29 protein-coding genes are annotated in these 25,375 nt (G+C 65.9%); 10 read left to right on the top strand and 19 right to left on the bottom strand.

The features are described from left to right. Nucleotide 1: 1 nt before the first annotated feature. Nucleotides 2–709, bottom strand: a complete 708-nt coding sequence (locus RH831_RS06225; protein WP_071933264.1) for a class I SAM-dependent methyltransferase — start codon at nt 707–709, stop codon at nt 2–4. A gap of 171 nt (nt 710–880) precedes the next feature. Between RH831_RS06225 and RH831_RS06220 the strand changes: the two genes are divergently transcribed. The 3 genes from RH831_RS06220 to RH831_RS06210 are packed head-to-tail and all read left to right on the top strand — an operon-like array spanning nt 881 to nt 2,294. Further along, nucleotides 881–1,147, top strand: a complete 267-nt coding sequence (locus RH831_RS06220; RefSeq protein ID WP_070365307.1) for a helix-turn-helix domain-containing protein — start codon at nt 881–883, stop codon at nt 1,145–1,147. Nucleotides 1,148–1,196: 49 nt separating this feature from the next. Next, complete coding sequence (locus tag RH831_RS06215) at nt 1,197–1,847, top strand: YkgJ family cysteine cluster protein (protein WP_310553366.1); 651 nt, start codon at nt 1,197–1,199, stop codon at nt 1,845–1,847. Nucleotides 1,848–1,889: 42 nt separating this feature from the next. Beyond that, nucleotides 1,890–2,294 (top strand): TRAM domain-containing protein, encoded by a 405-nt coding sequence (locus RH831_RS06210; RefSeq protein WP_071933266.1) that lies wholly within the window; start codon nt 1,890–1,892, stop codon nt 2,292–2,294. On the opposite strand, the gene RH831_RS06205 is transcribed toward RH831_RS06210, so the two are convergent. Beyond that, complete coding sequence (locus tag RH831_RS06205; protein WP_310553365.1) at nt 2,272–3,990, bottom strand: radical SAM protein; 1,719 nt, start codon at nt 3,988–3,990, stop codon at nt 2,272–2,274. The two genes, RH831_RS06210 and RH831_RS06205, sit on opposite strands and share 23 nt — an antisense overlap. Nucleotides 3,991–4,067: 77 nt before the next feature. Between RH831_RS06205 and RH831_RS06200 the strand changes: the two genes are divergently transcribed. After that, nucleotides 4,068–4,226 (top strand): hypothetical protein, encoded by a 159-nt coding sequence (locus tag RH831_RS06200; protein WP_310553364.1) that lies wholly within the window; start codon nt 4,068–4,070, stop codon nt 4,224–4,226. Next, nucleotides 4,223–4,657, top strand: coding sequence for an Hsp20/alpha crystallin family protein (locus tag RH831_RS06195; protein ID WP_310553363.1), 435 nt, complete (start codon nt 4,223–4,225; stop codon nt 4,655–4,657). Before RH831_RS06200 ends, RH831_RS06195 begins: the two co-directional genes overlap by 4 nt. A 5-nt stretch (nt 4,658–4,662) precedes the next feature. Here the strand turns inward: RH831_RS06195 and RH831_RS06190 are convergent, their stop codons facing one another. The 14 genes from RH831_RS06190 to RH831_RS06125 form a co-directional block, all read right to left on the bottom strand. After that, complete coding sequence (locus tag RH831_RS06190) at nt 4,663–5,256, bottom strand: CoA pyrophosphatase (RefSeq protein ID WP_310553362.1); 594 nt, start codon at nt 5,254–5,256, stop codon at nt 4,663–4,665. Between the two features lie 23 nt (nt 5,257–5,279). Continuing rightward, nucleotides 5,280–5,744, bottom strand: coding sequence for a hypothetical protein (locus RH831_RS06185; RefSeq protein ID WP_310553361.1), 465 nt, complete (start codon nt 5,742–5,744; stop codon nt 5,280–5,282). Nucleotides 5,745–5,769: 25 nt separating this feature from the next. Continuing rightward, nucleotides 5,770–6,972, bottom strand: coding sequence for an MFS transporter (locus tag RH831_RS06180; protein ID WP_310553360.1), 1,203 nt, complete (start codon nt 6,970–6,972; stop codon nt 5,770–5,772). A 31-nt stretch (nt 6,973–7,003) separates the two neighbouring features. Then, nucleotides 7,004–7,429, bottom strand: coding sequence for a DUF5791 family protein (locus tag RH831_RS06175; protein ID WP_310553359.1), 426 nt, complete (start codon nt 7,427–7,429; stop codon nt 7,004–7,006). Between the two features lie 54 nt (nt 7,430–7,483). Then, complete coding sequence (locus RH831_RS06170; RefSeq protein WP_310553358.1) at nt 7,484–10,357, bottom strand: hypothetical protein; 2,874 nt, start codon at nt 10,355–10,357, stop codon at nt 7,484–7,486. Further along, complete coding sequence (locus tag RH831_RS06165) at nt 10,354–10,845, bottom strand: hypothetical protein (RefSeq protein WP_310553357.1); 492 nt, start codon at nt 10,843–10,845, stop codon at nt 10,354–10,356. Before RH831_RS06165 ends, RH831_RS06170 begins: the two co-directional genes overlap by 4 nt. Further along, the gene (locus tag RH831_RS06160) at nt 10,842–11,213 is read right to left on the bottom strand and encodes a hypothetical protein (protein WP_310553356.1); all 372 of its coding nucleotides are present in this window, start codon (nt 11,211–11,213) and stop codon (nt 10,842–10,844) included. The genes RH831_RS06165 and RH831_RS06160 overlap by 4 nt, the downstream gene beginning before the upstream one ends. After that, complete coding sequence (locus RH831_RS06155; protein WP_310553355.1) at nt 11,194–11,661, bottom strand: hypothetical protein; 468 nt, start codon at nt 11,659–11,661, stop codon at nt 11,194–11,196. The genes RH831_RS06160 and RH831_RS06155 overlap by 20 nt, the downstream gene beginning before the upstream one ends. Nucleotides 11,662–11,687: 26 nt before the next feature. Further along, a complete protein-coding gene (locus tag RH831_RS06150; protein WP_310553354.1) occupies nt 11,688–13,202 on the bottom strand; it encodes a hypothetical protein in 1,515 nt (504 codons plus the stop codon). Then, a complete protein-coding gene (locus tag RH831_RS06145; RefSeq protein WP_310553353.1) occupies nt 13,195–15,024 on the bottom strand; it encodes an ATPase, T2SS/T4P/T4SS family in 1,830 nt (609 codons plus the stop codon). The genes RH831_RS06150 and RH831_RS06145 overlap by 8 nt, the downstream gene beginning before the upstream one ends. Nucleotides 15,025–15,046: 22 nt before the next feature. Then, nucleotides 15,047–15,514 carry a hypothetical protein gene (locus tag RH831_RS06140; RefSeq protein ID WP_310553352.1) on the bottom strand — a complete coding sequence of 156 codons (468 nt, stop codon included), beginning with the start codon at nt 15,512–15,514 and terminating at the stop codon, nt 15,047–15,049. Next, nucleotides 15,511–15,939: a hypothetical protein gene (locus RH831_RS06135; protein WP_310553351.1), complete on the bottom strand. Its 429-nt coding sequence runs from the start codon at nt 15,937–15,939 to the stop codon at nt 15,511–15,513. Before RH831_RS06135 ends, RH831_RS06140 begins: the two co-directional genes overlap by 4 nt. Nucleotides 15,940–15,986: 47 nt before the next feature. Further along, nucleotides 15,987–17,333 carry an alkaline phosphatase family protein gene (locus tag RH831_RS06130; RefSeq protein WP_310553350.1) on the bottom strand — a complete coding sequence of 449 codons (1,347 nt, stop codon included), beginning with the start codon at nt 17,331–17,333 and terminating at the stop codon, nt 15,987–15,989. A 293-nt stretch (nt 17,334–17,626) separates the two neighbouring features. Further along, the gene (locus RH831_RS06125) at nt 17,627–18,160 is read right to left on the bottom strand and encodes an inorganic diphosphatase (protein WP_310553349.1); all 534 of its coding nucleotides are present in this window, start codon (nt 18,158–18,160) and stop codon (nt 17,627–17,629) included. A 114-nt stretch (nt 18,161–18,274) separates the two neighbouring features. Here RH831_RS06125 and RH831_RS06120 point away from each other — a divergent pair, with 114 nt between their 5' ends. Continuing rightward, a complete protein-coding gene (locus RH831_RS06120; RefSeq protein WP_310553348.1) occupies nt 18,275–18,625 on the top strand; it encodes a helix-turn-helix transcriptional regulator in 351 nt (116 codons plus the stop codon). 24 nt (nt 18,626–18,649) lie between these two features. Here the strand turns inward: RH831_RS06120 and RH831_RS06115 are convergent, their stop codons facing one another. Both RH831_RS06115 and rnhA read right to left on the bottom strand, forming a co-directional pair. Next, complete coding sequence (locus tag RH831_RS06115) at nt 18,650–19,219, bottom strand: rnhA operon protein (RefSeq protein WP_310553347.1); 570 nt, start codon at nt 19,217–19,219, stop codon at nt 18,650–18,652. Then, nucleotides 19,212–19,808, bottom strand: a complete 597-nt coding sequence (gene rnhA, locus RH831_RS06110) for a ribonuclease HI (RefSeq protein ID WP_310553346.1) — start codon at nt 19,806–19,808, stop codon at nt 19,212–19,214. The genes RH831_RS06115 and rnhA overlap by 8 nt, the downstream gene beginning before the upstream one ends. A 177-nt stretch (nt 19,809–19,985) precedes the next feature. On the opposite strand from rnhA, the gene RH831_RS06105 reads away from it, so the two are divergent. After that, entirely contained in the window at nt 19,986–20,945 is a 960-nt protein-coding gene (locus RH831_RS06105; RefSeq protein WP_310553345.1) for a transcription initiation factor IIB, read from the top strand. Nucleotides 20,946–20,985: 40 nt separating this feature from the next. Continuing rightward, nucleotides 20,986–21,684: a phosphoglycerol geranylgeranyltransferase gene (locus RH831_RS06100; protein WP_310553344.1), complete on the top strand. Its 699-nt coding sequence runs from the start codon at nt 20,986–20,988 to the stop codon at nt 21,682–21,684. A gap of 38 nt (nt 21,685–21,722) precedes the next feature. On the opposite strand, the gene RH831_RS06095 is transcribed toward RH831_RS06100, so the two are convergent. Further along, on the bottom strand, nt 21,723–23,075 hold the full coding sequence (locus tag RH831_RS06095; protein WP_310553343.1) for a transposase: 1,353 nt from the start codon (nt 23,073–23,075) through the stop codon (nt 21,723–21,725). 148 nt (nt 23,076–23,223) lie between these two features. Here RH831_RS06095 and aspS point away from each other — a divergent pair, with 148 nt between their 5' ends. Both aspS and RH831_RS06085 read left to right on the top strand, forming a co-directional pair. Next, a complete protein-coding gene (gene aspS / locus RH831_RS06090; RefSeq protein ID WP_310553342.1) occupies nt 23,224–24,528 on the top strand; it encodes an aspartate--tRNA(Asn) ligase in 1,305 nt (434 codons plus the stop codon). 3 nt (nt 24,529–24,531) lie between these two features. Continuing rightward, nucleotides 24,532–25,365 (top strand): pantoate kinase, encoded by an 834-nt coding sequence (locus RH831_RS06085; RefSeq protein WP_310553341.1) that lies wholly within the window; start codon nt 24,532–24,534, stop codon nt 25,363–25,365. The last annotated feature ends 10 nt before the right edge of the window (nt 25,366–25,375 follow it).

The raw sequence follows: 25,375 nt of genomic DNA, 5'->3' as shown, positions 1-25,375 counted from the left end.
ATCAGGAGTGCCGCGCAGTCCAGTAGGAGACGGTCGCGAGGGACTCGCCCACCGAGCCGTCGGTGGCTGCGGTGTCGAGATCACGGAGGCCGTCGGCCATCCAGTCGGGGATCTTCCGGTAAAGTCCGTATGGGAGGACGAAGTCATCAGTCACGGCCTCGAGTTCGAGGTCGGCCCCCGCGATGAGCTCTGTTACCTCCGAGTCCTCGTAGAGCCGCGAGCCCATCGGAAGCGCCCAGTTGTAGACACTCCGGGCGCTGCGGGCGTTGAACGTGTCGAAGAAGACCAGGTCCTTCGAAACGCGGGCCATCTCTGTGAGAAACGCCTGTGGCGTGTCCGCGAGGTGGAAAAATCGCATCGCGAAGACGGCATCGAAGTGATTGTCGGGGAAGGGGAGTCGGGCGGCGTCGCCACGCATGAAGTCCAGGCGATCGGTCACGCCCGCCCGCTTGGCCTTCTCGCGGCCCTGACTGAGCATCGCCTGGGAGATGTCAAGGCCGACGATGTCGGCGTCTCGCTCCGCGAGCATGACGGTAAACCGACCGGTCCCGCAGGCGATTTCGAGGATTCGCCGGTCCTGCAGGGGCGAAAGGGCCTCGAGTACGGCTTCCTTCTCGCGGCGATCGATGAGGCGGCCGCCACGCGAGAAGCGCTTGTCCTCGTAGGCCTCGGCGACCGCATCGGCCTGGTAGAACTCCTGTCCCTTCACGTCATCAGTAACACGCCGGCCCGTAGTTAAAACCGTACTGGAAACAACCGAGATGGCACACAGGCGGTCGATCCCGACTGCGTTCGGCGGACGATCTGACCTAATATAATATAAGGAATATAGTCACAAGTATAGACAACCTTTACCTTGCACCATCAGTGTGGGTAACACATGAGTACGTCGGCCACCAGCCAATCCCCGATCCAGGCGAACGACGAGTTCCGGGAGCGGCTCCGTGAGCTCCCGCCGAGCGCGAAGTTGGTCGCAAAAGTTCTGGAAACCGAAGAGCCCCTCTCACAGGGCCAACTCGCCGAAGAGTCCCTGCTCCCGGACCGGACAGTCCGGTACGCGCTCAACCGGTTGAGCGAGGCAGAACTCGTGGATTCGCGGTACAGCTTCCGGGACGCCCGAAAGCAGGTCTACTACCTGGACGTCTGATCGGGCCCGTTTTCGGAGTGGTTTTTCCCCGCGAGCCCGTGGTGACCCCATGGAGCGTCTGGAAGCCGCCCTGGAGTTCGTCCGGCAACTCGACCCGGAGCCGATCGCCCGGAGCCTTCAGGAGATCGGATTCGAGTGCACGCGCTGTGGGCGCTGCTGTTCGGCCGCCGATGGGGAGCCCCACACCGCGACTGTCTTTCCCGACGAGGTGCGGGCGATCCAGACCGAAACCGGAGACGAGTGGGCGGAGATCGCGCGACCGATGCCGTTCGGGATCGAGGACGGCACCGGTGAGACCTTCGAGTGGGCACTGCAGACGGCCCCGAACGGCGACTGTACGTTTCTGACGAGCGAGGACGGTAGGACCAGGTGTTCGATCTACGGCACCCGACCACTGCTCTGTCAAACCTACCCGTTCAGCCTGTCCCTGCCCGGAACCGGCGTCTCCGAGGACGCGGCCGTCGAGAGCGCCGGGCGAGTCCGGGCCTCGGCCTGTCCCGGACTCGGGGCTGAGCTGGATGCCGAACGCGCCCGTTCGATGGCCGAGCGACTCAAGACGCGGGCGATCAGGGAACTCGAGGAGACCATCGCGCTCCGGGAGCAGTACCAGCCGGTTCCGGATCCCGAGGGCGTGATCGTTCACGACTCGGAGGGGGCAAAGTATCCGGACGGAACGGCCTTCGAGGGCACCCGTCGGTGACAACTACTAATAGCGGCCCGCGTGGAGGGGTAGCTGGAATCCATGGAAATCTCTGATGAACTCCTCTGTCTGTTCAACGGGGAAGTCACCACGACCGAAGACGGCTACGTCGTGGAGATCCCCGAGCGGGAAGTCGAGAACGGCACGATCGACCCCGAATCGGTCTACCGTGTCGCGATCATCGCCCGTGGGGGCAAACCCAGTGAGGGCGGCGAGTCCGCGGAGACGACTGTCCCGTCGGAACCCCAGCCGCCGGTCGAAGAGGGCGAGATCCGGTACGTCGAGATCGAGGACATCGGCAAGCAGGGCGACGGGATCGCTCGCGTCGAGCGAGGCTATGTCATCATCGTGCCCGGTGCGGAAATGGGCGAGCGCGTGAAAATCGAGATCACCGAAGTGAAGTCGAACTTCGCGGTGGGGGACGTCATCGAGGAAGACTTCGAGTAGCCCCGACGTACGGTTCGAGTTTCTCCCGCCCGGGTACCGCTTCGAGTGACTCGTAGGGCCGACCGACGAGAATATCTCCGGCCGTGGCCGAAGCGATTCCCGGAATCGCGGTGAGTTCGTCCATCCCCGCCTCGTCGATCGACAGGGGATAGGGAACGGCAGTCACCGACCGGGGCCCGTGATCGACCACGGCGACGTCGAGGAACTCCCCCAGCGGATGCTCGCCGGGAATCCCGACGAGGAGCGGATACGTCCCGGCCTGTCGGCCGAAAGTGTACTCACCCTCACGGTACTCGGTGCGCACGTCCGGGAGCACGGTCCCCGGTGGGGCGACCCGTTCGAGCATCGGCACGTCGACCTCCTTGCGAACGGCGGCCCGGTACGCCTTGAACTGCTTCTTGTGAGCGTCTGCGAGGTCCGCACCGGTCGATTCCATCTCCGTACCCTCGAAAGCCATCACCTGGCGAATGTTGATCCGGCGGACCATCAGACCCGATTCGAGGATGCGGTCCAGAAACGCCCGATTGTGCTCGAAAGTCGCCTCACGCTCCCCGGCCAGGCCGTGGACGAAGTTGATCCCCGGCAACAGGGTCGGCAACCGCGTCGGCACTTCGGGGTCGATCGAGGGGGCGGCCGAGTGGTCCTCGCCCGGTCGCCAGCCACCGACCTCGTTCACCAGCTTCACGGCCTCGAAGGCCTCGTCGGGTGTCACCAGGAGATCGTTCTCCGCTTGCACCACCGGATCGGCGCTCTCGACACCGAACGCGGCCGTATCGCCCGGCGTGTTGTATGTCGCGATGACCTCCAGGGCCGCCCGGGCGGCCTCGGGATAGTTCACGATGGTGACGGGGTTCATATTGTCCATGTGGAGCGTTTCCAGGTCGGGAGCGGCCGCCCGAATCCCCGCATACAGGGTCTCCAGGGCGTCCGGATTCGGCCGCTCGCCGTCACCACCGTAGGCCAAAATGTCGGCCTGTCGACCCAGACGGAAGTGTCTGACCCCCCGGTCGGCGAGCGCGGCGACCTCCGCGTGGATCGCTTCGGGATCGCGAAACGAGGGGTCGCCGTACATGGGTTCGGTGCAGAACGAACAGCGGAAGGCACACCCACGGGCCGTCTCGATTTCGGCGATGAGCCCCGCCGGGTGGTCCGGATGCTGGGCGACGACGAACGCACCCAGTTCGGCCCACCGATCCGCCTCGTCGAGATCGCGATAGCGGTCGGAAAACCCTTCCAGACCGTTCTGGACGAGATCGTAGACCGCGGCCTCCACGTCGGCCATCGCGAGGAAGTCGAAGTCGAGGTCGGTCCGGGTCGTCTCGGTACCGCCCTCGTTTTGCTCGCCGACGCCAAAGCGGACCGGGCCGCCGGCGATCGCGGTGCCATTCGCCGTCCAGGCGAGTTTCCTGGCCTCGTCGGGTTCCGCCGGGGTCCCCCCGACGTAGCTCCCTGGAACGGTCATCCCGCCGAGATAGATCAGGAGATCCGCCGATTCGACGTCCCGCCAGCCGGCGTTGTCCTCGCGCAGGCCGTCGATCGTGTGGTAGGTGATCGACTCGGCCGGCACGCCGGCGTCCCGGAGGGCCCCGGCAGTGTACCGGGGATAGGTCGCGACGTAGGGGGGCACCCCGAAGTGGGCCGGTTCGTCGACGTACCCGTCGACGATGGTCACCGCCAGGTCGCGGGGAGCAGTCATCGAGTCGGTTTGCCGCTCAACCGGCAAAAGCACACCGGGCCCACCGGGCTTATGCCCGCGGCCGACCAAAGGCGGCTATGCCCCCGACAAAGGAGATCAAGTGCACGAATCCGGACTGTGAACTCGACATGTTCGAGGTCCACTACACCTACGACATGCCCGATGACACCACCGTCGCGGATTTCGCCTGTCCGTACTGCGGGGAGACGGACACGCTGGAGGAACTCACCGTATGAAGCCCGATCCACGAGCCCTGCGTGAGGTGGGGCGTGCGATTCCCGAGACAGTCCTCGAACGGGTGGGCCGAGCCACGAGTCGGGTCCAGGAGGAGTCCCCGATCCCGGCCGACATTCTGGAGAGTGACACGGCGTATCGCGTGATCCTCGACGCCCCCGGTGCGACGGCCAGCGACGTCCAGGTCCAAGTGACCGACGGCACAATCGAGGTCCGTATCGATCGTTTCCGCCCCTTTAACGAAGGCTTCGAGATGCTGTTCCCGGGACGTGGGCTGGAACTCGACGGACAGGTCCCGCTTCCCGAGGACGCCATCGACGCCGACGGGGCAACAGCCACGCTGACCGACCACGGAACGCTGGTCGTCACGGTGCCAAAGGCCCCGACCGCCGCCACGGAAGACACGGACGAGACGGGCGAGACGGCGGCGTAAGGCGATCAGTCCCCGATCAGTTCTCCGAGCGGCCGCGCCGGCGGTTCCGGTTCCGTCCAGTCCGTGCTCAGCGACAGCAACTGGGTGAGTATCCTGGCCGTGGCGCCCCAGATCGTGTACCCATCGACCCGGAAATGATGGACCGGGACGGTTCCGTACTCGGGATGCTCGCGGGGCTCGAAGCGGTGATTCTCCGTCCGGTACAGCGCCGCAACCGGGAGCGACGCGATTGCCGCGACCTCCCCATCGACGGGTTGATAGATCCGCTGTGGCACCCGGGCGACGAAGGGCGAGATGGTGTAACCGGTCGTCGTCGACACGTCGTCTAACCGGCCCGCGTACTCGATCTCCGTGGGTTGCAGACCGATCTCCTCGCCAGCCTCCCGCACTGCCGTTTCCCAGCGATCACGGTCGATCGGTTCGGCACCCCCGCCCGGAAAGCCCATCTCGCCGGGATGCTCCGCGAGGTCCGGGGCCCGCCTGATGAAGAGCAACTCCGGCCCGCCCGAACCCTCGATCACGGGAACCAGCACCGCTGCTGCCCGCTGCGGGTTCGAGGCGAGGGTCGGATCGCGGTCGGCGATGGGCCCGAGATCCATACGCCCAGTTCGGATGCAGGAACTTAGCTTTCCCCCTCCGCCAGATCGAGCAACCGATCCCGAACGTCCGCCAGTTCGATCCCGGCCCAGGCTTCCGCGTCGTAGGTCACGTCGATGAGTTCGTGCGCACGCTCCGGGGTTTCGGCCGCCGCGACGGACTCGTCCAGCCGCGCTCGGATGCCCGACTCTAGTGCACTCGCCGGGACCGTGCGGGTTGGCTCCGCCAGCACGTGTGGCAGGTCCGAGGCGGCCTCGGGAACCTCGGGGAACGCCCGGGGACCCGGGACGATCAGCGTTTCGTCGTCGTGCTCGACAGTCAACAGTTCGAAGTCCGCTTTCGCCTCGTCGATCCACTCCTCGACGGTCTCCCCATCGAGTTCCACACCGACCCGGAAGGCCGTCTCCTCGATCCCCGAGCGGAGCGCGGCCGGGGGCAGGGCCCCGAACTGGTCGACGATCCCGGCGAGTTCGTCGCCTGACAGCTCCATACCGGCCCCTCGTTCGGGGCCGCTATCACGTTGTCCCTTCCGGGAGCCGGTCAGTCAGGTGGAGAGCGAGCAGGAGGACGACGACGATCACCAGCACGACCGAAAAGCTGCGATACACCTGATCGAAGCCATAGCCCGCCTCGATCAGCGTCCCGACCACGACGCTGGCGCTGGCCTGGATCACCATCATGGTGGCGCTGTAGGCCGCATAGGCGCTGGAGCGGTCCGCATCGGGGAGCGAGGAGAGGAGGTAGGTGTCGATGACCGGGAGGAGACTGTGCATTCCCAGCCCCAGCGCGATGGTCGCAACGGTGATCGCGAGGAGCCCCTGGACGACAGTCATCACGAGCAGGGACCCGACGAACCACGTGATGATCCCGAGCATCAGCGAGACCTGCGGGAGACGGTCGGCCAGTCGCCCGGCATAGAAAAAGGCCGGCACGCCCGCCGCGAAGATCAACGTCAACATCGCCCCGGCCATCCCCGAGGAGAGGGACTTCGTGGTGACGAGATAGCGCACGAAGAAGTTGAAAAAGCCGTTCCAGACGAAGCCGGTCGCGCCGATGATCGCGACCGCGGTCAGGACGATCGGCCAGTGATTCCGGACCGACCGCAGGAGATGGCGGTCCCCGCGACCCACGTCGGGGAGTTCCGTCCGTCGGGCCGTGTAGACCAGCCAGGCCGTTCCCAGGAGGGCGGCGATCGCCATCGCCACGAAGAGCAATCGCCAGTTGTAGATCGCGATGGCCGCGGCCACGAGGAACGGCGCGACGACCGCGGCCACCTGGGAGGCGGTCCCGTGGATGCCGATGACCCGACCGACCCGGTCGGGGAACAACTCGCTCACCAGGGAGTTTGCCGCGATGAAGTAGATCCCACTCGAGGAACCCAGCAGGAAGGCCCCGATCCCAATGTGCCAGATCGACTGGGCGAGCGCGGTGAACGTTGCGGCCCCGGCGAGCAGCAGGCCGGTTCCCAAAATTACCCGTTGGCGAGAGAACCGGGTCAGCAACCAGCCCGTCGGCAGGCGGGGGACCGCACTGCCCATCCAGGCGAGCGTGGCGACCATCCCGACGGTCGCCTCGCCGACGCCGAAGGTCCGGATGAACGGATCGAGGAGGGGCGCAAACACGATCCGGCCGAAATTGACCAGGAAAACGAGCACCAGAAGCGACGAGAAGACCTGCAGGCGGCGGCGCTCGGCGTCGGCGGTCTGCGGCGGCTGCACGGTTGGGATTCTCCGGGGCTCGTGTCAAACCTTACGATCGTGCGCTGTCCCAGAGGATCGCCCGAATGCGTGCGTACGAGCGGAGCGAGAGTGGCTGTTCGCCCGCCAGTTGTGCACGGAGCGTCGCTCGATCACCGAGCGCGTGTGCTGCCACCAGCTCCTCCAGGTCGATCGGGACCCGGGCCATTTCGACCTGCAGGTCCTCCCGGATCCGCTCGCCGATCTCGGCTTCGGACAGCGAAGACTCGACCGCGAGAATCGCGGCCGCCGAATCGATCGTGAGCGAGGGCGTCGATCCGTCGGTGGAAGGGTGCAGTGCCGCCACCTGCTCCCGGTCCAGCCCCGTCGACTCAGCCACGGCGTCGACGCCCGCGGCTCGCACCACGTCAGCCAGGACCGCTCGATACTCGCGACGGAGCATCTCGAAACTCTCCAGCGAGACAGTGATCGGTTCCACACTTCGCTCTGGAACCCGCAAAAATGCCGTCAGTGGCGGCTCGGTCATCGCCGCTCACCAGCCCGGTGACTCCTCGATCGCGTCGCCACCGCGATCGCCCACGCCGGTCTTGCCCGGCGGGACCACGATGACCACGCCCGTCTGGGCCTCGAAGTCGATCGCGCGATTGGAGCCGAGACGGTCGGGATGCCCGTCCCGATCGAGATCCAGCCGGACGGGGACGTCCTCGCGGACGTACTCGACGGTCCCGTTCTCTGCCCTGGCGGGTGTGGCCCGACGCGTGTGAACGCTGACCTGCTCGTAGGAGCCCCTGACCGAGACCGTCCAGGCGTTCGCGGTGGCATACCAGGAGCCGGGCATGGGCAACAGCGGCAGCCCGGCGGGGAGCGTTGCGACCGAGGAGTCGGTTGCCTTCTCCCAGGCCGCCGTCCCGACTTTCTCGCCGGCCGCCTTGGCCGTCTCCGAGACGACGGGATTCGAGCCGGATTCGACCGCCACACGGGCTTTTTCGACCAGGTCCTGGGAGACCTGAACCTCGGATTCGGACTGGATCTCGGTTCCGGCGACCCGGAGGGCCACGCGCAGCCGATCCCGCTCGTGGGATGGCAACCCCGCCGGAAGCGAGTCGCCGATGGCCCGCGCCAGTCGCCCGTCCGTGATCGCGAGCGCCCGGGACGCGGTGTCCGGATACCGGTTCGTGGCAGTGGTGACGACCCGATCGGCTTCGTGGGAACCCAGTTCCGCTTCCAGGACTGACCGGTAGCGGGCCGTCGCACTCGCCACCGAGTCCTCGATTCCGCGACGGAGCGCTCGAACCTCGCGGCCGGACACGGAGTCCCGTGATTCGACCGCTGCGAGCGTCTGGGCCGCGGTCCGGAGGGAGACCCCTCGGGACCCAACGCCTTCGACCTGCTCGGTGACGGCATCGGCTGCATCCCCGTAGGGGACCGTAAAGAGGTTCACGTTCCGAACATCGATCGACGGGTCGGTCTCCGAGGGTGGATCGGCGGAGAGATACGCTGGGCCGGCGTCTACCCCGGCCACGTACGGGGCACGTGTGGGGCTGGACCGTTCGGGCGGTTCGCTCGGAATCGCGTGGGCCTGGAGCTGATCCGAGAACGCGGCCTGGGCCTGCTGGACCTTGGGAGTTCGGTCCCCCAGGCGGTCGGTGAGTCGGTCGAGATAGGTCTGGCGTGTGGCGGCCACCGCCCGATCCGCCGCCGAGTCGTAGCTGGCAGGCGTCTCGAGCAGCGACGCCCGGCGATCAGCGATGGCTTTTCGCAGTTTTCGGGCCGGGTTCGTGGAACTCGCGACCGAGCGGGTCTCGACGCTCACCGAGATATCCCGGACCGTCCGCCGAAGCTCGCCAGTCTCCTGCTGGGCCCGGTTCCGAACAGTTTCGGGTGGGTCCAGGTCGATCGGCTCCCAGCCCGACTCCCCGTCCCCTTCGACGGCCGCCAGCGCCCGATTTGAAAGCTCAGATCCCGAGAGCAGACGGTCGGATCCGTCCGCGGCCAGTTGCTCGCGCACCTCGGCCCCGAAGGGACATCGATCACCGGGTCGGTCCGGTGCGATTCCCGGCGGCTGGTACCGACAGGAAAGGGTTAGTTCGACGGCGTGGGCTGTGTGATCCACCTCCTCGGTCAACGCGAGCGAGCCGTTCTGGACCCACCATTTGGTGACCCGTCGCTCCTCGATCACCTGGCCCTCGTAGGTCCGGAGGGTCGAACCGTGGCCGGACTCCCAGTGCCCGTCCGCCACCCACTTGTCAGTGTGGAGAGTCCGGCCGAGATAGGTCCCGTTCGATGGCGGCGGTTCGGCAGCCACCCGCTCGGTGTCGATCGGCCGCGACCGGGTCTCGACTCGCACGTCGGCTCGATAGATGTCGTCCACGGTCGATTCCAGATCCGGGCCTTCGCGGCCGGCGAGGTAGTCCAGGAAGGCCTCGTCGGCGGTGTGGTTCGCGTCGACTGACTGTTCGTTGTCGACGACACTGGGTAGCGAGACCGACGGGGTGCCCTCGATCTCGCCAGCCCCCGTCTGGTCGCCCCGTGGCTTGCTGACCTGGGACTTCAGCATCTCCTCGGCCCCCGCGAAAGCGTCCCGTGTGGCGACGTCCATGGCGGCGACACTCACGCCACGGCGGCCCGCCGGGTCCGCCTGGCCGAAGACCGCCGCCTGCTGGGCCAGCGCCGCGTCGTTCGCCATGAGTTCGACGTGGCGATTCGCCAGGACGTTCTGGATCGGCGCGCCCCCGTACTGGGCGTAGCCCCGCGCCCAGACGATCGGAAAGAGCCGGGCCGTGAGGTCACGGGCGAGCCCCGGCTGGGCCAGCCCGGCGTTCAGCCGCTTCTCGTACCGACTCGTCCGATCGTGGAGAGACAGCGACGGGAGTTCCATCGTGATCGTCTCGTTGTACCGAAACCGGTCGATAGGCCGATCGTGTCGCGTGACAGTCACCCGCAGGTCCCGGATCGTCACCCGGTAGCGGTCCGGTGTGACGGGTTCGATGGACACGCGCTCCAGTGCCGCACGGGCCGACTCGTGGTCCCGGATCGGTGGCAGCGAGACGGTGGCCTGGACGCCGCCCCGACCCGCCTCGACCTCCTGTAGGGCCGTCTCTGCTGCCCCCGCGATCCGGAGTTCGAGGGCGTGTTCGAAGGTGTCGTTCTCGGGGAGCGCCCGGCCCAGTCCACGTGGACTCGGATCAAGAACCGGTTCGGCCGCGGCCGCTCGATCGGCGTCGCGAATCGCCGTGTCGAGGGCCAGTCGGGCCTCGATCTGGGCGTCGCTGCCGACCTCCTCGGCGATCGGTTCGGTTGTCGCGGGCGGGGCCACGGAGGCGGCGTAAAGCGAACTCGTCAGGAGCAGGACCGCCCCGATGAACGCGAAGGGGACCCGCCCGCGGCGGTCGGCGACGAACGTCATCGCGACCACCGCCGGACGACGACCGTCGGCTCACACTGCTCGGTGGCACTGGCCGGGGCTGGAACCTGGTACACCGTCGCCCGGACCACCTGCTCGCCAGGCGGGGCTGGGCCGACGACGAGTGGATCGGTCGATTCGGTGCCTCGACAGGTCCCGACCAACTGGACTGGCAGGCCGTGAGTCTCCAGGTGACTACTCACCGTCCGCTTAACGGCCGAACGGAACGCAGCCGTCCGTGGCGTCTGTGACCCGTGACTGGCCATGACTGCCTCCCCCAGGAGTGTACCCACCGAGGCCTCGACGGAATGGGCTCCCGCAGCCGTCTCGTACTCGACCGTGAGCGTGCTCCCGAGGACAGACGGGGTCCCGTCCTCGGTCGGTGGGTCCGCGGGCTGAGGAATCGAAGTGACGAGAACGCCCGCCGCGAGCCCGACCAGCAAGAGTCCGAGCACGACGTCGAGCACCGTGCTCACACCGCGGTCGCTCATGCACTCACCCGGAGCAGGCCAGGCTGCTCCCCCGTCGCCGTGCGAACGAGCACGTGTCGAATCCGCGTTCGGTCCGGGTCCGCGGGTGGGTCGTTGTACTCCCACACCTGGCCGTCGGCCCGAAGTGTCACGCCGACGTCCGGTGGAAGCTCGCCGTCCAGTTGATCCATTCGCGCCGGCACCACCGTCGATCCGTCGCCGAGGGTTTCGGCGGTCGCCGACACCGTGGCGTCGGTGATCTCGGGTCCAGTCGGGTTCGGGACCCCGGAGAGCGTGACCCCGTACAGGGAGAGCCCGATGGCGAAAATCGCGACCGCCAGCAGGGCCGGAAGCGGCTCGATCTGGCCCCTACGCGCCGACGAGAACACGGTTCACCTCCCCGTAAGTTACCTGTCGAACCCGCAGCGTCTCGCTGTTCTCGCGCCAGGACGCCGGCCGGCCGGTCGCCCGTTCGGCCGCCCCGGCGAACGCGATCGATCCGTCGAAGACTGACGCCGGGGACTGCCCGTCGAGCACTCGTTCGAGCCTCGAATTGGGCGGCACCGGCGTGACCGGGCCATACTGGATGTCTGCGTGGGCCCGGCCGCCAGCGCCCCGAAGACTGATCCGCTCGGAGTCGATCTTGACGGCCTCGGCTTGCAGGTCGATCGTAGCCGAACCGGGATAGTCAGTCGCCGCAACCGAGTCGATCGTCGACGCCGCGCGCTCGGCATCCGGTGGGGCCGTGGGGAGGCTGAGGGTTACTCCCAGCATGGTCGCCGAGACGAGCACCAGGCCGACCCAGAGCCACGTCGTGTCGGCGGGAACGTCGAACATGGACCGGGGTGGTCCGACGTTCCTACTTAAACATACACCAGCGTCCGGGCGGCCACGAAGGAAAGCGGGTAGACGAGGCTGCTGACACCCAGCGCGATCCCGCTCTGAAAACCCATCCGGACCGGGTCGAACCCGCGAGCCAGGACGACCGAGAGCGAGGGGAGAATCGCCGCGAGCAGGAGGACATAGATGCCCACGACACGCCCCAGCGGTGCAACCTCGATGGTGTAGCCCGCCTCCGCGGCGTTCATCCCGGTCGCCAGCGCCACCGTGACCCCGGCGATCGCCGGCGCGAACACGACCGCGGTCTGCCGGAGCGTACTCGTCGTCTGTGCGAGTTCGCGGCGGGCCTCACGCTCGACCGCGAACAGCTCTCCCAGGTAGCTCCCGACGGTCTGCAGTGTCTCCCCGCCTTCGGGACCATACTCGCCCGCCGTCACGAGAAGGGACGTGGCCGCTCGAACACGCTTTCGTGACAGTTCGGCCACCACGCCATCGGGGCCGAGAAGCGCCGCCTCGACCGGCTCGCCCGATTGGCGTCGACGAGTCGCACCCGATTCGAAGAGATCACCGATCGGCCCGTCGAATCGCTGGCCGACGGCGACCAGGGTCCGTTCGAGGGGATCACCGGCTTCGAGTCGTTGCCCGACGACGGCCAGCACGTCGGGGAGTCGGGCCGCTAACTCGTCGAGTCGGTCCTGCTCGTCGACGACCGGCCGGAGCCAGACGAAAAGTGCGGTCCCCAGACTCGCGCCGACGGCGACGATCGGCCCGACCCAGGACGGTCCAAGGACGGTCGCGCCCGGCGTGGCGAGGACGGCCGCACCAAGCCCCGCCAGTGCCACCTTGACCCAACTCGTCCCGTGGGCCAGCAGCCCGCGGTCGAACGCGCTGTCGGCGATCGCCGGCCGACGGGCCCAGAGCCACACCCCGCTCGCGATCAACCCGAGCGGAACCAGCAGATCGTACGCGACCGCCAGCGCGACCGTCGAGACGCCACCACCAGTCGAGGAGAGCACTGGCAACAACCCGACCAGCGCGAGCGGGAGCATCACGCCAAACGCGTAGATCCCCATCGCCGGCCCGCGAATGGCTGTCGAGAACTCGACGACCCGTTCGCGAGTCCCTTCGAGGACCGCTTCGAGGGCATCAGCCAGCGTCTCCGCCCGTCGCTCTGCAGGCGCGTCCATCGCGACTCCCAGCAGGGTACTTGCCCGGCGAAGGGATGGGGCATACGGTGCCCATTCGGCACCGAACGTCTCGAAGGCACGTTCACCGGAGACGGTCGTGACCCGATGGGCCGCAAGCGAGCGACTCAGTCGGCCGTCGACGGCCCCCGTCGCGAAGTCCGCGCCGCGTTCCAGGGACGGCGTGAGTTTCAACTGGAGGATCACGAAGGCGATCAGGTCAGGTGCGGCCCCGACCGCCCGGATCCGGCTGAACTCGTCGAGTCGATCCCGAACCCACTCCATCAGCTCGTCCACCCCCAGGATCGTCAGGACTGTCGCCCCGATCGCCTCCCACTCGATTCGCTCACCCATCAGCCCGAGCCCCCGTTGTGTGCCCGTCCCGAGTAAGCGGCGATCCCGTGAGCGCGTCGGCACGGCTCTCGATCGCCCGGAGCGTCTCGGCGTAGGTCTCTCCCGGAGGCGTGATCGACTCGGCGAAGTGACTGTTCCCCCGTTCGAGCCGCGGTGTCTCATTCAGTTGCGTGCCGTCGTACTCGTAGAGGGTGGCACTTCCGCCGTCGGTGACCTCCTCGATTGCGTGGACTCGCTTCCCATCGGCCGTGGGCTTGAGGGTGACCAGGAGATCCGTCGCGGCAAAGGAGGACTCGGGAACCCCCAGGTCAGCCACCACCCGCTCTTTGACGCCGTCGTAGCCGTCGCCGTGAATCGTCCCGATGACGGTGTCGCTCGCTGCACCCACCCGCATGGCTTCATAGAGGACCGACGCTTCCTCGCCCCGGACCTCGCCGACCGCCAGCGCGCCGTTGCCAAAGCGAAGCGCGGTCCGCAGCGCGGTCGCCGGATCGATCGCCGCGTTCGGGTCCGCGGCGGCTTCGAGGCGCTGTACGTCCCGGCCAGCGTCCTGGAGCGCCCGAACGGGCAACTCCGGCGTGTCCTCGATGGCCAGCAGGCGCGTGTGGGCGGGGAGCTCCCAGAGCAACGCCGAGGCCATCGTGGTCTTTCCAGCCCCTCGCGGCCCGGCGATCAGCAGCGCGCCGCCTCGCTCCATCGCCACGGAGAGCAGCCCAGCCGCCGCAGGCCCCAGGGTGTCGTTCGCGACCAGATCGTGTAACCGCCAGCGATCGGTGCCCTCGACCCGGAGCGCGAAGGCGTACCCGTCACTCGCTGGTTCACGAACACCCGCGACCCGCACGGCGTCGGCCGACCCGATCCCGGAGAGCGAGGCGTCGATGGTCGGCGTGGCCCGTGAGAAGGCCCGACCACTCTCGGAGCGGAGACCGGCGGCGAGCCGATCCGCGCCGCGGTCAGTGAGCCTGACGTTCGTGCGCCGTTCCTCGCCGTCGACACGGACGAAAAGCGAGTTCTCGGTCGCCGGGGCGTTGACGAAGACCTCCGACAGCCGGTCGTCGGCAAAGAGGTCCTCGAAGACGCCGTATCCGGCGGTGTGTTTCTGGAGTACCCGGGTGAGCGTGTCGATCGGGCAGTCCGTCCCGGCGACGGCCTCGACGGCCGTTCGATGATCCCTCGGTGTCCCGGGGGCCGTCGAGAGCAGCCGATCCCGCGCCGCGGCAAGTGTCGACAGGGCCGTGTCCCCGAGGGTGTACTCCAGCGGTTCGAGGTGATGAATCGGCTGGCCGTGGGGCCGATCGTAGACCCGAACGGTCGCGCCGGAATCGAGCACGCGGGAGCCCCGGAGCACCCCATCCGACGGCGGCCGCTGGTCGAGTGCGCTCGACGCGATCGTCGGGACACGGATCGGATCCAGTAGATGCTCGTAGCTGTCCGCGTCGTCGTACGTGGCCAACCCGCTCGCCGCGGCTGCCTCGCCGACGAGCCCGGCCCGCCCGGCGGCCTCGGCGGCCGCATCGAGGGGATCCTCGCGGGCACGCGTGGCGAGCCGGTCATCACGAGCCCCGATTCGGCGGGCGAACTGGCCGGCGGCGCGAAACAGGTCGACCGCCTCACCCTTCTGCACCCGCTCGACGCCGGCTCGCTGAACGCGAATCGCTTCGATAGGCCGAGAAATCGCTTCGACGACAGTCCGACGACAGGCCCCACTCGTCACGAGGTCGCCGCCGGACTGGCAGGAAGTCGCGTCGAGTCGCAGAGTCGATCCGTCCGTCGTGGGGACACACTGGCAGGCGGCCTCGCCATCGTCCGACGATCCGAACATGGAGCGGGGTGGCCCGGTGCCCCTACTTGAACCCTCGGGCAACCGTCACCACCGGCTGCCCGTCGACGAGCCGGTATCGAAGCGTGAGATCACACGAATCTTCGAGAACGAGCGTGTCGTTCCACCGAACGGTCCGTTCCGTGCCCACAGGACGGACGGGGATCGAGAGGTGCGTGATCGATTCGGGCTCGCCGGGAACGGTCGCCCGGAGGACGGTGCCGGTTCCGTTTCCCGAAGCGGGTTCGATAGTGAGAGAAACACCTGCGGGTTTCGGCGGGATAGTCACCGACACCTGTCGTCTGGCCCCCGGGACGCCGGGCGTTACTGGATCGCTGTGGCGAGTGAGTTCGCTCGCTCCAGCGGTCAGCCGATCGACGCTCCCCGAGAGTTGCTGGTCGGCCCGGGCCGCGTGGGCCTCGTGAATCGCTGGCATCGCCGCCCCGATGAGCGCCGCGGCGAGGACCACCGCGAGCAACACCCGGACGCTCATCGAAGGTCGCGAAGCCGATCGAGGAGTCCCGGCTCCGCGGTGGGTTCGGCCGGCTCCTCGGGATCAGACTCGGTGGTTTCGGTCCCAGAATCAGGGGCGTCGGTCGTCGGTTCGGGACTGGCCGTGGCGATCGGTGGCGGGGTCTTCGGGGCCGATTCGAGCCGTTCGACGGCGGCGATCGCCGCGTCGGCCCGCCGTTCGACCGACTGGTTGACGTGCTCGACCTGGCCCACGTAGCCCCGTAGGGCCTGGATCTCCGACCGGAGTTCGGTGACTGTCTCCTCGAGGGATTCGATTCGGGCTTCGAGGGACTCCTCCCGGATTGGGTCGGTGTCCGCCCTGGCCGGTGGGGCCGGACCGTCCTGGTCGTCGAATCGGCGTTCGAGGGCACCCAGTCGTTCGTCGATGGAGCGTCGTGCAGGCATCGCTCCAGGGTGGGCCGACGTTCCCTGATAAACCTCGGGACCCCCCCTCAGCAGCGGGACTCGCCGTCGAACTCGGAGACGGCCGGGTCGAGGTCCATCAGATCGAGAATCGTCGGCGCGATGTCGAGCAAGTCCGTCTCCGCGGGGATCGACACCGACGGGTCGTCCACGATCAGCGTGGCCTCCTCGAAGGTGTGCATCCCGTTTCGTGGACCCTTATCGAAGACGTTCTCGTGGGCCGTAAACCCGGATTTGAGGTCGAAGCCGTCGTTCGGAATCGCGATCAGATCCGGCGCGATGTCGTCGTGATCGCCCGCGAAGGCCTCCTCTTTCGGAACGACTCGGTCGACGACGGGGCGGCCGTCCGGGCCCGTCAGGGACTCGATCTCCGCTTTGAGATCCGCGCGGACCGACTCGTACTCGGACTCGGGCACCGACCCGCGGGGCTCCCGCCCGTCGAGGTTGAGGTAGAAGCGGCCGGGGATGAAGGAATAGGCGGTCGTCTCCGAGTCGATGTCGCTCAGGTCCTCGGGGTCCTCACTCTCGAAGGAGAGCCAGCCAGCCTCCTGGAGCCATTTGTTCAGGTGGACCTCGTAATCCAGTGTGGTGAAGCCGTGGTCGCTCGCGACGACCATCGTCGTGTCCGCCGGAAGCTTCTCGCGGAGCGCTCCCAGGTACTCGTCGACGGCCGCGTAGAACTCGAGGAACTCGTCGTGGTACTCGCCGTCCCGTTCGTAGTCTTCGAAGAGGAAGTGATTGACCCGGTCGGTCGTCATGAACACGCCGAAAAAGAGGTCCCAGTCTCCCTCCTCGACGTACCTCTCGAAGGCCGTATACCGGGCTTCGAGGGTTTCGAAAGCGTCCTGAATGAACTCAGTTTTGTCCGCGTCGTGGCCCAGTTTCGCGTTCACGTCGATCCGGTAGCCCATCGATTCGAGTTCAGCGGCAAAGCTCGCGGGGACGGCCGCCTTCTCGACGGAGGGCGAGAGGAACCCCGAGACCATCCGTGTCGGTTCCCGGTCCGGCGGGAAGGTGACGGGCACGTTCATGACCGTCGCGTCCCGGTCGGCCTCGATAACCCGGTTCCAGAGGCGGGTCGACTGCACGTCGTTCCCCATCGGGACGTAGGTGTCATAGGAGCCGACCTCGCGGTCCTGGAAGCCGTACACGCCGGTCTTCCCGGGATTGGTCCCGGTCGTGAGCGCCGGCCAGCAGGCACTCGACTCCGGCGGTACGATACTCTGCATCGGCCCCCCGGCCCCGTCCTCGGCCATCGCCGTGAGGTTCGGGAACGTCTCGGGGTTGTCCTCGATGAGCGACCACGGAACCCCGTCGATGCCCACAAACGCCACACGCGGACCGTCGTCCCCGCGCAACCGGTCGAACAGACCCATATCAGCCTGGCACTATCGTGGGCACGCCCAAGAAGGTTCGTATCCGCGTGTCCCAGCCCCAGCTACTCGTTCTGGTCCGGGTCTGTCTCCGTTTCCGAGTGGGGCTCCAAATCGGGGTCGAAGTTCGTCGGCACGACCGTCAGGTGTCTGATTCCCACGCGGGAGTCCGTTGCGGCCATCACGAACTATACTATGTGACCCACCCTCAAGAAATTACCCATGCGCATAATACATGGGTCGAACCGGTGCTGATGTGTGAGAGGCATCAGCACGAAAACCGGGAGCTCCCGGGATTACTCGAACTCTTCGACGTAGAGCTCCTGGGCGTGTTCGATGGCCTCGAAGGCCGCCTCGCGGTCCTCCCAGCCCTGGGTGGTGACTTCCTTGCCCGCCTCCAGGTTCTTGTAGGTCTCGAAGAACTCCGAGATCTCATCGAGGGTCTGCTGGGGCACGTCCGCCAGGTCCTGCATGTGGTCATAGCGGGGGTCCTCGGCGGGGACCGCCAGGACCTTGTCGTCCTGCTCGCCGTCGTCGTCCATCCGCATGAGCCCGATCGGACGGGCCTCGATGACACAGCCGGGGAAGGTCTGGTCCTCGACCAGCACCAGCACGTCGAAGGGGTCGCCGTCGTCGTAGAAGGACTGGGGGATAAAGCCGTAATCGCCCGGGTAGTGGACGTTGCTGTGCAGAACCCGGTCGAGCACCACGCCGGGGATGTCCTTGTCGTACTCGTACTTGTTGCGTTCGCCCTTGAGACACTCGATGACCGCATAGATGGTCTCCGGTGGGTTCGGCCCGGTTTCGAGGTCTTCGAAGAGATTCGTCATACTGAGTGCTGTCCCCGTTTGGCGCATCAACTTTACGGGTTCACCCGGAGACGTGTCAAGGAAAACGTGCTTCGTTTGAGAAGTGTTAAATGTTTCAATGGCTTCCTAACGGCTATGGCAGAAGCACGGAGCGCCGAGGTGGCGGTTGCACGGGAGCTGACGGCATTTCAGAAGAACATCCTCACGGTCCTCGCCGAGCGACCCCGATACGGGCTCGCGATCAAGCGAGAACTGGAGTCCTACTACGACGACGAAGTCAACCACGGGCGCCTGTACCCCAACCTGGACGACCTGGTTTCGGAGGGCTTCGTGGAGAAGAGTGCGCTCGATAAGCGGACCAACGAGTACGCGCTCACGGACGCGGGCATGGAGGCCGTCAAGGACGACCTCACCTGGAGTCTGGAACACTTCGTGACGGACAGCGAACGCGCAGAACTCGTCGACGCCATCGTCGAGGAAGCGTAAGCACCGCCTAACGGGAGTTAACGGTCACCTTTTTCGGTCACGGTCGAGCGGCACGGGTTCACCCGCGACGTCGAAGAGCCGCCGAATCGAGGTTTCTGCATTTGCTTTCTGTGCCTGGGTCGGCCAGGCGTTTCGCGGGAGGTACTCGGTGAGAAAGGTTTCGACCGCCGATTCCGAGGCAGCCTCGATGGTCGCCTCGTGGTGATTCGCCATGTACTCGGCAAACGCCGTCGCCGTCGCGCCGTGGGGATCGCCGTATCGGTCCTGTACCTCCCCAGCGAGTTCGCGGTTGTGGGCCTCGATCGCGGCCCAGCCTCCCTCGACGGCCGGCTCGAAAAGGTCGCGTTCGACCGCCGCTGCCGTCGACTCCATTGCTTCGGGCTGGAACACCCCATCGTCGTCGAGCCACGCGGCGGGGTGACAGACGAGGACCGGGCCAGAATCGTCCTCGCGAACGCGAGCCGTGTACTCGAACCGGGCGAGAAGGGTGTCGCGTCGTTCTCGTAGTGCTTCCGGGTCCTGATGGGTGCCACGACGGATCGCCCGGGTGATCGCCCGCGCCGTCTCCACGACCGAGTCCGGAAGCTCAGGCATTGTCGAGGGCCTCGTTTGCGAGGTCGTCCGCCCGCTCGTTCGTCTCCCGGGGGACGTGAGTGATCGAGTACTCCTCGAACTCCTCCAGGAGTTCGTGCACCCGCACCCGGTACTCCCGGAGGGTGGGATCGTTGGTCTGCCAGGCGCCCCGAACCTGCTTGACGATCAATTCGGAGTCCCCGCGGATCTCGATCTCCCTGTAGCCGTACTGGGCCGCGACTTCGAGCGCGCGGATGAGCGCCTCGTACTCGGCCTGGTTGTTCGTGGCGCGACCGATCGTCTCGCCGCCCTCCTCGACGATCCCGTGCTCGTCGACGAGGACGTAGCCCACGGCCGACGGGCCGGGATTACCCCGGCAGGCGCCATCGAAGTACACGTGCACGCGCCCACCCCCGTCTCCCTCGAGCACGGCGGTGATGTCGACCGGGCGTTTGCCCTGGACCACGACGCTGTCCTCGTAGGCGACGGCATGAGCCTCGCCCAGATCGGCGTGGAAGACCTCGTGGTCGGTCTTTCCGGGCGAGATCGTCGCGCCTGCCTCCCGCAGACGCTCGCGAGCCTCGGTCGGGTCACACTCCAGGACCGGCATGCCAGCCTGTCGGTTCCCGTCGCACAAGTATAATGCGAATCCGTCATACTTCAAGTGAAGTTGCCGACGAGCGTGTAGACGCGTATTACAGCGCGTTTACTCCGTTCTGTCCCCTGGGAAAGGACCCGACACGGGCAATGGGTTTAAGTGTGTGTAGAATGCTACTATAAAAGTGCGATGACACGGTCTACCCGCCAGCGGGAGCGACAAGCGGCCGAGACCGAGGAGTCAAAAGAGGGCGTCAGGGAGTGCCCGGAATGTGGCTCCGAGGATCTGGTCAAAAGCTCCGACCGGGGCGAACTCGTCTGTAACGAGTGTGGACTCGTCCTGGAAGAGGAGAAGATAGACCCCGGCCCGGAGTGGCGCGCCTTCAACCATCAGGAGCGCCAGCAGAAATCCCGCGTAGGGGCCCCGACCACCCAGACGATGCACGACAAGGGGCTGACGACCACGATCGACTGGAAGGACAAGGACGCCTACGGTCGGTCGATCTCCTCGAAGAAGCGAAGCCAGATGCACCGGCTTCGGAAGTGGCAGGAACGGATCCGGACCAAGGACGCCGGCGAACGCAACCTCCAATTTGCCCTCTCGGAGATCGACCGGATGGCGAGTGCGCTCGGGGTCCCGCGATCGGTACGCGAGGTCGCCTCCGTCATCTATCGCCGGGCGCTCAAGGAGGACCTCATTCGCGGCCGATCGATCGAGGGCGTCGCCACCTCGGCCCTGTATGCCTCCTGTCGCAAGGAAGGCATCCCCCGGAGTCTCGAGGAGATTTCGGAGGTATCGCGGGTCGAACGCAAGGAGATCGGTCGGACCTATCGCTACATTTCCCAGGAACTCGGACTGGAGATGAAACCCGTCGATCCCAAGAAGTACGTCCCCCGCTTTTGCTCGGAACTGGAACTGACAGAGGAAGTCCAGTCCAAGGCAAACGAGATCATCGAAACGACCGCCGAGAAAGGACTGCTCTCCGGGAAGTCGCCGACCGGCTATGCCGCCGCAGCCATCTATGCCGCCTCGCTTCTGTGCAACGAGAAGAAGACCCAGCGGGAGGTCGCCGACGTCGCCCAGGTGACCGAGGTCACGATCCGGAACCGGTACCAGGAGCAGATCGAAGCGATGGGCATCCACAACTAGAGTCGAAGCCGTTTTAGCCGCGCCAGGTGTCGATCAAGCCATGAGCGGGCCGTGGACACAGTGGGATCACGTGCTCAAAGTCGATCCCGACAAGGAACTCGCCGGCGATGACACGTTCGCCGACGTTTGCACGAGCGGCACCGACGCCATCGAAATCGGCGGGACGACGGGTATGACCGAGGAGAAAATGGAGACGGTGGTGAGCGCCTGTCGCGAGTACGACGTGCCGCTCTTCCAGGAACCGTCCAACCCCGGTGTCGTCATCGAGGACCCGGGCCTGGACGGCTATCTCATCCCGACGGTGTTCAACGCCGGTGATCCCTTCTGGATCACGGGCGCCCACAAGGAGTGGGCACGCATCGACGAAGTCGAGTGGGATCGCACCCACACCGAGGCCTACATCGTGCTCAACCCGGACGCCTCGGTTGCCACCTACACCGAGGCGAACTGCGATCTCGACACCGAGGAGGTCGCGGCCTACGCGGCGGTCGCCGAGCGACTCTTCGGCCAGGAGATCGTCTACCTGGAATATTCGGGAATGCTCGGGGACACGGAGACCGTCGCGGCCGCGACCGAGGCACTCGATGACTCGACGCTCTTCTACGGCGGCGGCATTCGGGATTACGAGTCGGCCAAAGAGATGGGAGCGGTGGCCGACGTCGTGGTCGTCGGCGACCTCGTCCACGAGGAGGGGGTCGAAGCCGTCGAGGAGACCGTCCGCGGCGCGAAAGAGGCCTGACCGGTCGAGAGAAATACTGGCGTGTGAACTACCCCACCCTACTCGCTCACGGCTGCGGCCGTTTGCTCCTTGAGGGTAGGGCTTCCTGTTTCAACGACGCGCTTTGGAGAGATAGAAGGAGCCTCCCCAGGGAGTGCAGTCTCCGCAGGCGTTAACGAATCGCGAGGCGATTCGTTCGCACACCAGAACTCTCCGAGTTCTGGGGACGTTGATTCGGCCATGCCCTGACCTATGTCTACTGACGAATCCCTGATTCCGATTTTTTCCAAGCCGAGGCGTTTGATCTCTAACGCCGAATTGTAGTCGCGATTCGCTACAAACCCACAGGCTGGACAGGAGTGTTTACGAACCCACAGTGGTTTCGCTGTTTCCGTGCCACATTGCGAGCAACGCTTCGTCGTTCCTGCTGGCGGCACCTCGATCACATGACACCCGTTTTTCTCACCATGGCGTTTGAATGCATAGATGGTTTTCCGCCACGACATCGCAGCGATATTGCGGCTGTTTCGGTCCCCTTCAATCATTGACTTCACGTTCAAGTCTTCGAGAAAGACGGCATCGTAATGTGTTGTATACTCGTGAGCGAGTTTCTCGCGATAATCTTTTCGGCGATTGCGAAGCCGCTTATACGCTTGAGCTAGCTTCTGCCGGGCTTTCTCCCAGTTGTTCGATCCGTACTCCTTCCGTGAGAGATTGCGATGCCGGCGCTCAATCCGCTCTCGATCAGTTTGTTCGTCAAGCGACTTGAATGAACGACCCGTCGAATCGTGGATGAATGACGTGATCCCGAGGTCAATTCCAACTGTGTTTTCGGCGTCGATTTCTTCAATAGCAGGTGGCTCGGGATATTCTGGCTCGTAATCAACGACAATATTTACTGTCCAGTCGCCGGTTTTTGTCTTCTTCAGAATGATCTGAGAGATCTCGCCATCTTCCGGAAGTGGTCGGTGATATTTGAGGTGGAAAATCCCGATTTTGGAGAAATCGACCGTCGCGTGTTCAGTCCGATCCGTGTTACGATCCACGTCGAAACCGGACTGGTTGTAGACGATGCTCCTGTATTCCTCCGGTGACTTCCACTGCAGTTGACCGACCTCGTAGCCCTTCTCTTTGAGAGACTCAAGCACGCTCTCGCTTTGCTTGATACGCCGCACAGCCATCTGCAACGTTTTTGAGTAGACATCCGACCATTCCGGCCACTTCTCTTTCCAGGCAGGGAGCTTGTTCTGCATCGACGTGTATGACGGCTTCGACCCTTTGGGGCGTGGCCGGTATTCCTGTGTGAGTGCGTGATTATACACTTCCCGACAGGTCTGAATTGCCTCCCACGCAGCTGTCGCTACCTTACTGCTAGCGGGAGTTGCAGCGTACTTGAACGTCTCCTCGACCACGCCTTCATCTAGTGCATATTACTACTTGAAAGGTGGGAACTTCCACTGTGACGGCTGTATCCCCGCCCTACTCGCTCTCGGTGGTCGCTCCTTGAGGGCGGGACTTAGCCTGAAAGAGTTAAAAGCGGCCCGGGATCTAGTCACGCCCATGGAAGACCGGACACACGCTGCAGACGCCGAGCCTGGCATGTCGGTCACCGTCGCCGGGTGGGTACACGAGATTCGCGACCTCGGGGGGATCGCCTTTCTCATCCTCCGCGATCGAACGGGCAAGATCCAGGTCAAGTTCGAGAAAGACGAGTTGCCCGACGAACTCGTCGAGCGGGCGCTCTCGGTCCACCGCGAGAGTGTCCTCTCGGTCACGGGCGAGGTCTTCGAGGAGGATCGGGCCCCGACCGGCGTCGAGGTCGTCCCCTCGGAGATCGAGGTCATCGCCGCGGCCGACCCCGAACTGCCCCTTGACCCCTCGGGCAAGGTCGGCGCCGACCTCTCGACGCGACTCGACAACCGCACGCTCGACCTGCGCCGCGACGAGCCACGGGCGATCTTCGAGATCCGAAGCGAAGTGCTCCGGGCCGCACGGGAGACCTTCCGCGAACTCGGCTCCACGGAGATCACCACCCCGAAGATCGTCGCGACCGGGACCGAGGGCGGGACCGAGCTCTTCCCGATCACGTACTTCGGCCAGGAGGCCTTCATGAACCAGTCCCCACAGCTCTTCAAACAGCTCCTGGCGGCCTCCGGACTGGAGCGGGTCTTCGAGATCGGCCCGATCTTCCGGGCGGAGGAACACAACACGCCCCGGCACCTGAACGAGGCGACGAGTATCGACTTCGAGAGCGCCTTCATCGACGCTGAGGAGGCCATGGACGTGGCCGAGACCTTCGTTCGCTCGGTCTACGAGGCCGTCCAAGAGAACTGCCAGGACGAACTCGAAACCCTGGGCCTGGCCGACTCCTTCGAGGTGCCCGAGGCCGACTTCCCTCGGATCACCTACGAGGAGGCGATTCAGCGAGCCAACGCCGCCGGTGTCGTGGACGAACAGCTCACCTGGGGAGATGACCTCCCGACCGAGGCCGAGAAGGCCCTCGGTGAGGAGATGGACCAGCACTACTTCATCACGAACTGGCCCGCCTCGGTCAAACCCTTCTACATCAAAGACGAGGACGACGATCCGGAGGTCTCGACCGGCTTCGACCTGAATCACCCCCGGATGGAACTGGTCTCGGGCGGGCAGCGCGAACACCGCTACGAGGAACTCGTCGAGGGCTTCGAGGCCCAGGGCCTGGACCCGGCGGCCTTCGAGTACTACACCAAGATGTTCAAGTACGGCATGCCGCCCCACGCGGGCTGGGGGATGGGTGCCGAGCGGCTCCTCGTGACGATGCTCGACCTCGACAACATCCGCGAGGCCGTCATCTTCCCGCGGGACCGCACGCGGCTCTCGCCGTAGTGGATGCCCGACCGGGCTGCTGCCACCGCGTTCGTCCCCGGCCACGTCACCGGCCTGTTCACGGTCGACCGCCGCGAAACCCCGGCTGAAACCGGCTCGCGCGGCGTGGGCCTGGCCCTCGAAGCCGGCGTCGAGGTGACCTGCAAGCCGGCCGACCGGACGACCATCACGCTCGACGGAGCGCCCACCAGCGTCGAGTCCGTCTCCCGAGTGCTCGACGCGCTGGGGGTCGAGGCAACCGTCGATGTCAGTACGGACCTTCCGATCGGACGAGGCTTTGGACTCTCCGGCGGGATGGCCCTGGGAACGGCGCTCGCGACGAACGAGGCGGCCGAAATGGCCCACACGACGAACGAACTGGTCACCGTGGCGCACGTGGCCGACGTCGAAGCGGGCACCGGGCTAGGCGACGTCGTCGCGCAGTCCCGGGGTGGCATCGTGATCCGCGAGGCCCCTGGCGCCCCGCCCTACGGGGCCCTGGACGGAATTCCCGGCGGCGGCCGCGTGGAGTATCTCGCGCTCGGTGAACTCTCCACACCGGACGTCCTCACCGAGCACCCGGACGTGATTACCCGGGCCGGAACCGCAGCCCTGGAGCGCCTCCAGGAGCGGCCCACTCGATCGCAGTTCATGCGGTCCGCCCGCCAGTTCACCGCCGACGTGGGGCTCGCAACGTCACGCGTCGAGTCGATCCTCGCGGCCGTCGAGGAGACCGGCGGCGTGGGCTCGATGGCGATGCTCGGCGAGACCGTCTTCGCGTTTGGCACGGCACTCAGCGACGCCGGCTACGAGCCCCAGGTGACACGCGTCGATCCGGCCGGAGCGCGGATCGAGTAGCGGGGTTTTT

This window comes from Halodesulfurarchaeum sp. HSR-GB (assembly GCF_031432215.1).
Classification (GTDB): domain Archaea; phylum Halobacteriota; class Halobacteria; order Halobacteriales; family Halobacteriaceae; genus Halodesulfurarchaeum.
The sequence above is the reverse complement of the archived record's forward strand: the minus strand, read 5'-3'. Positions and strand labels throughout refer to the sequence as shown.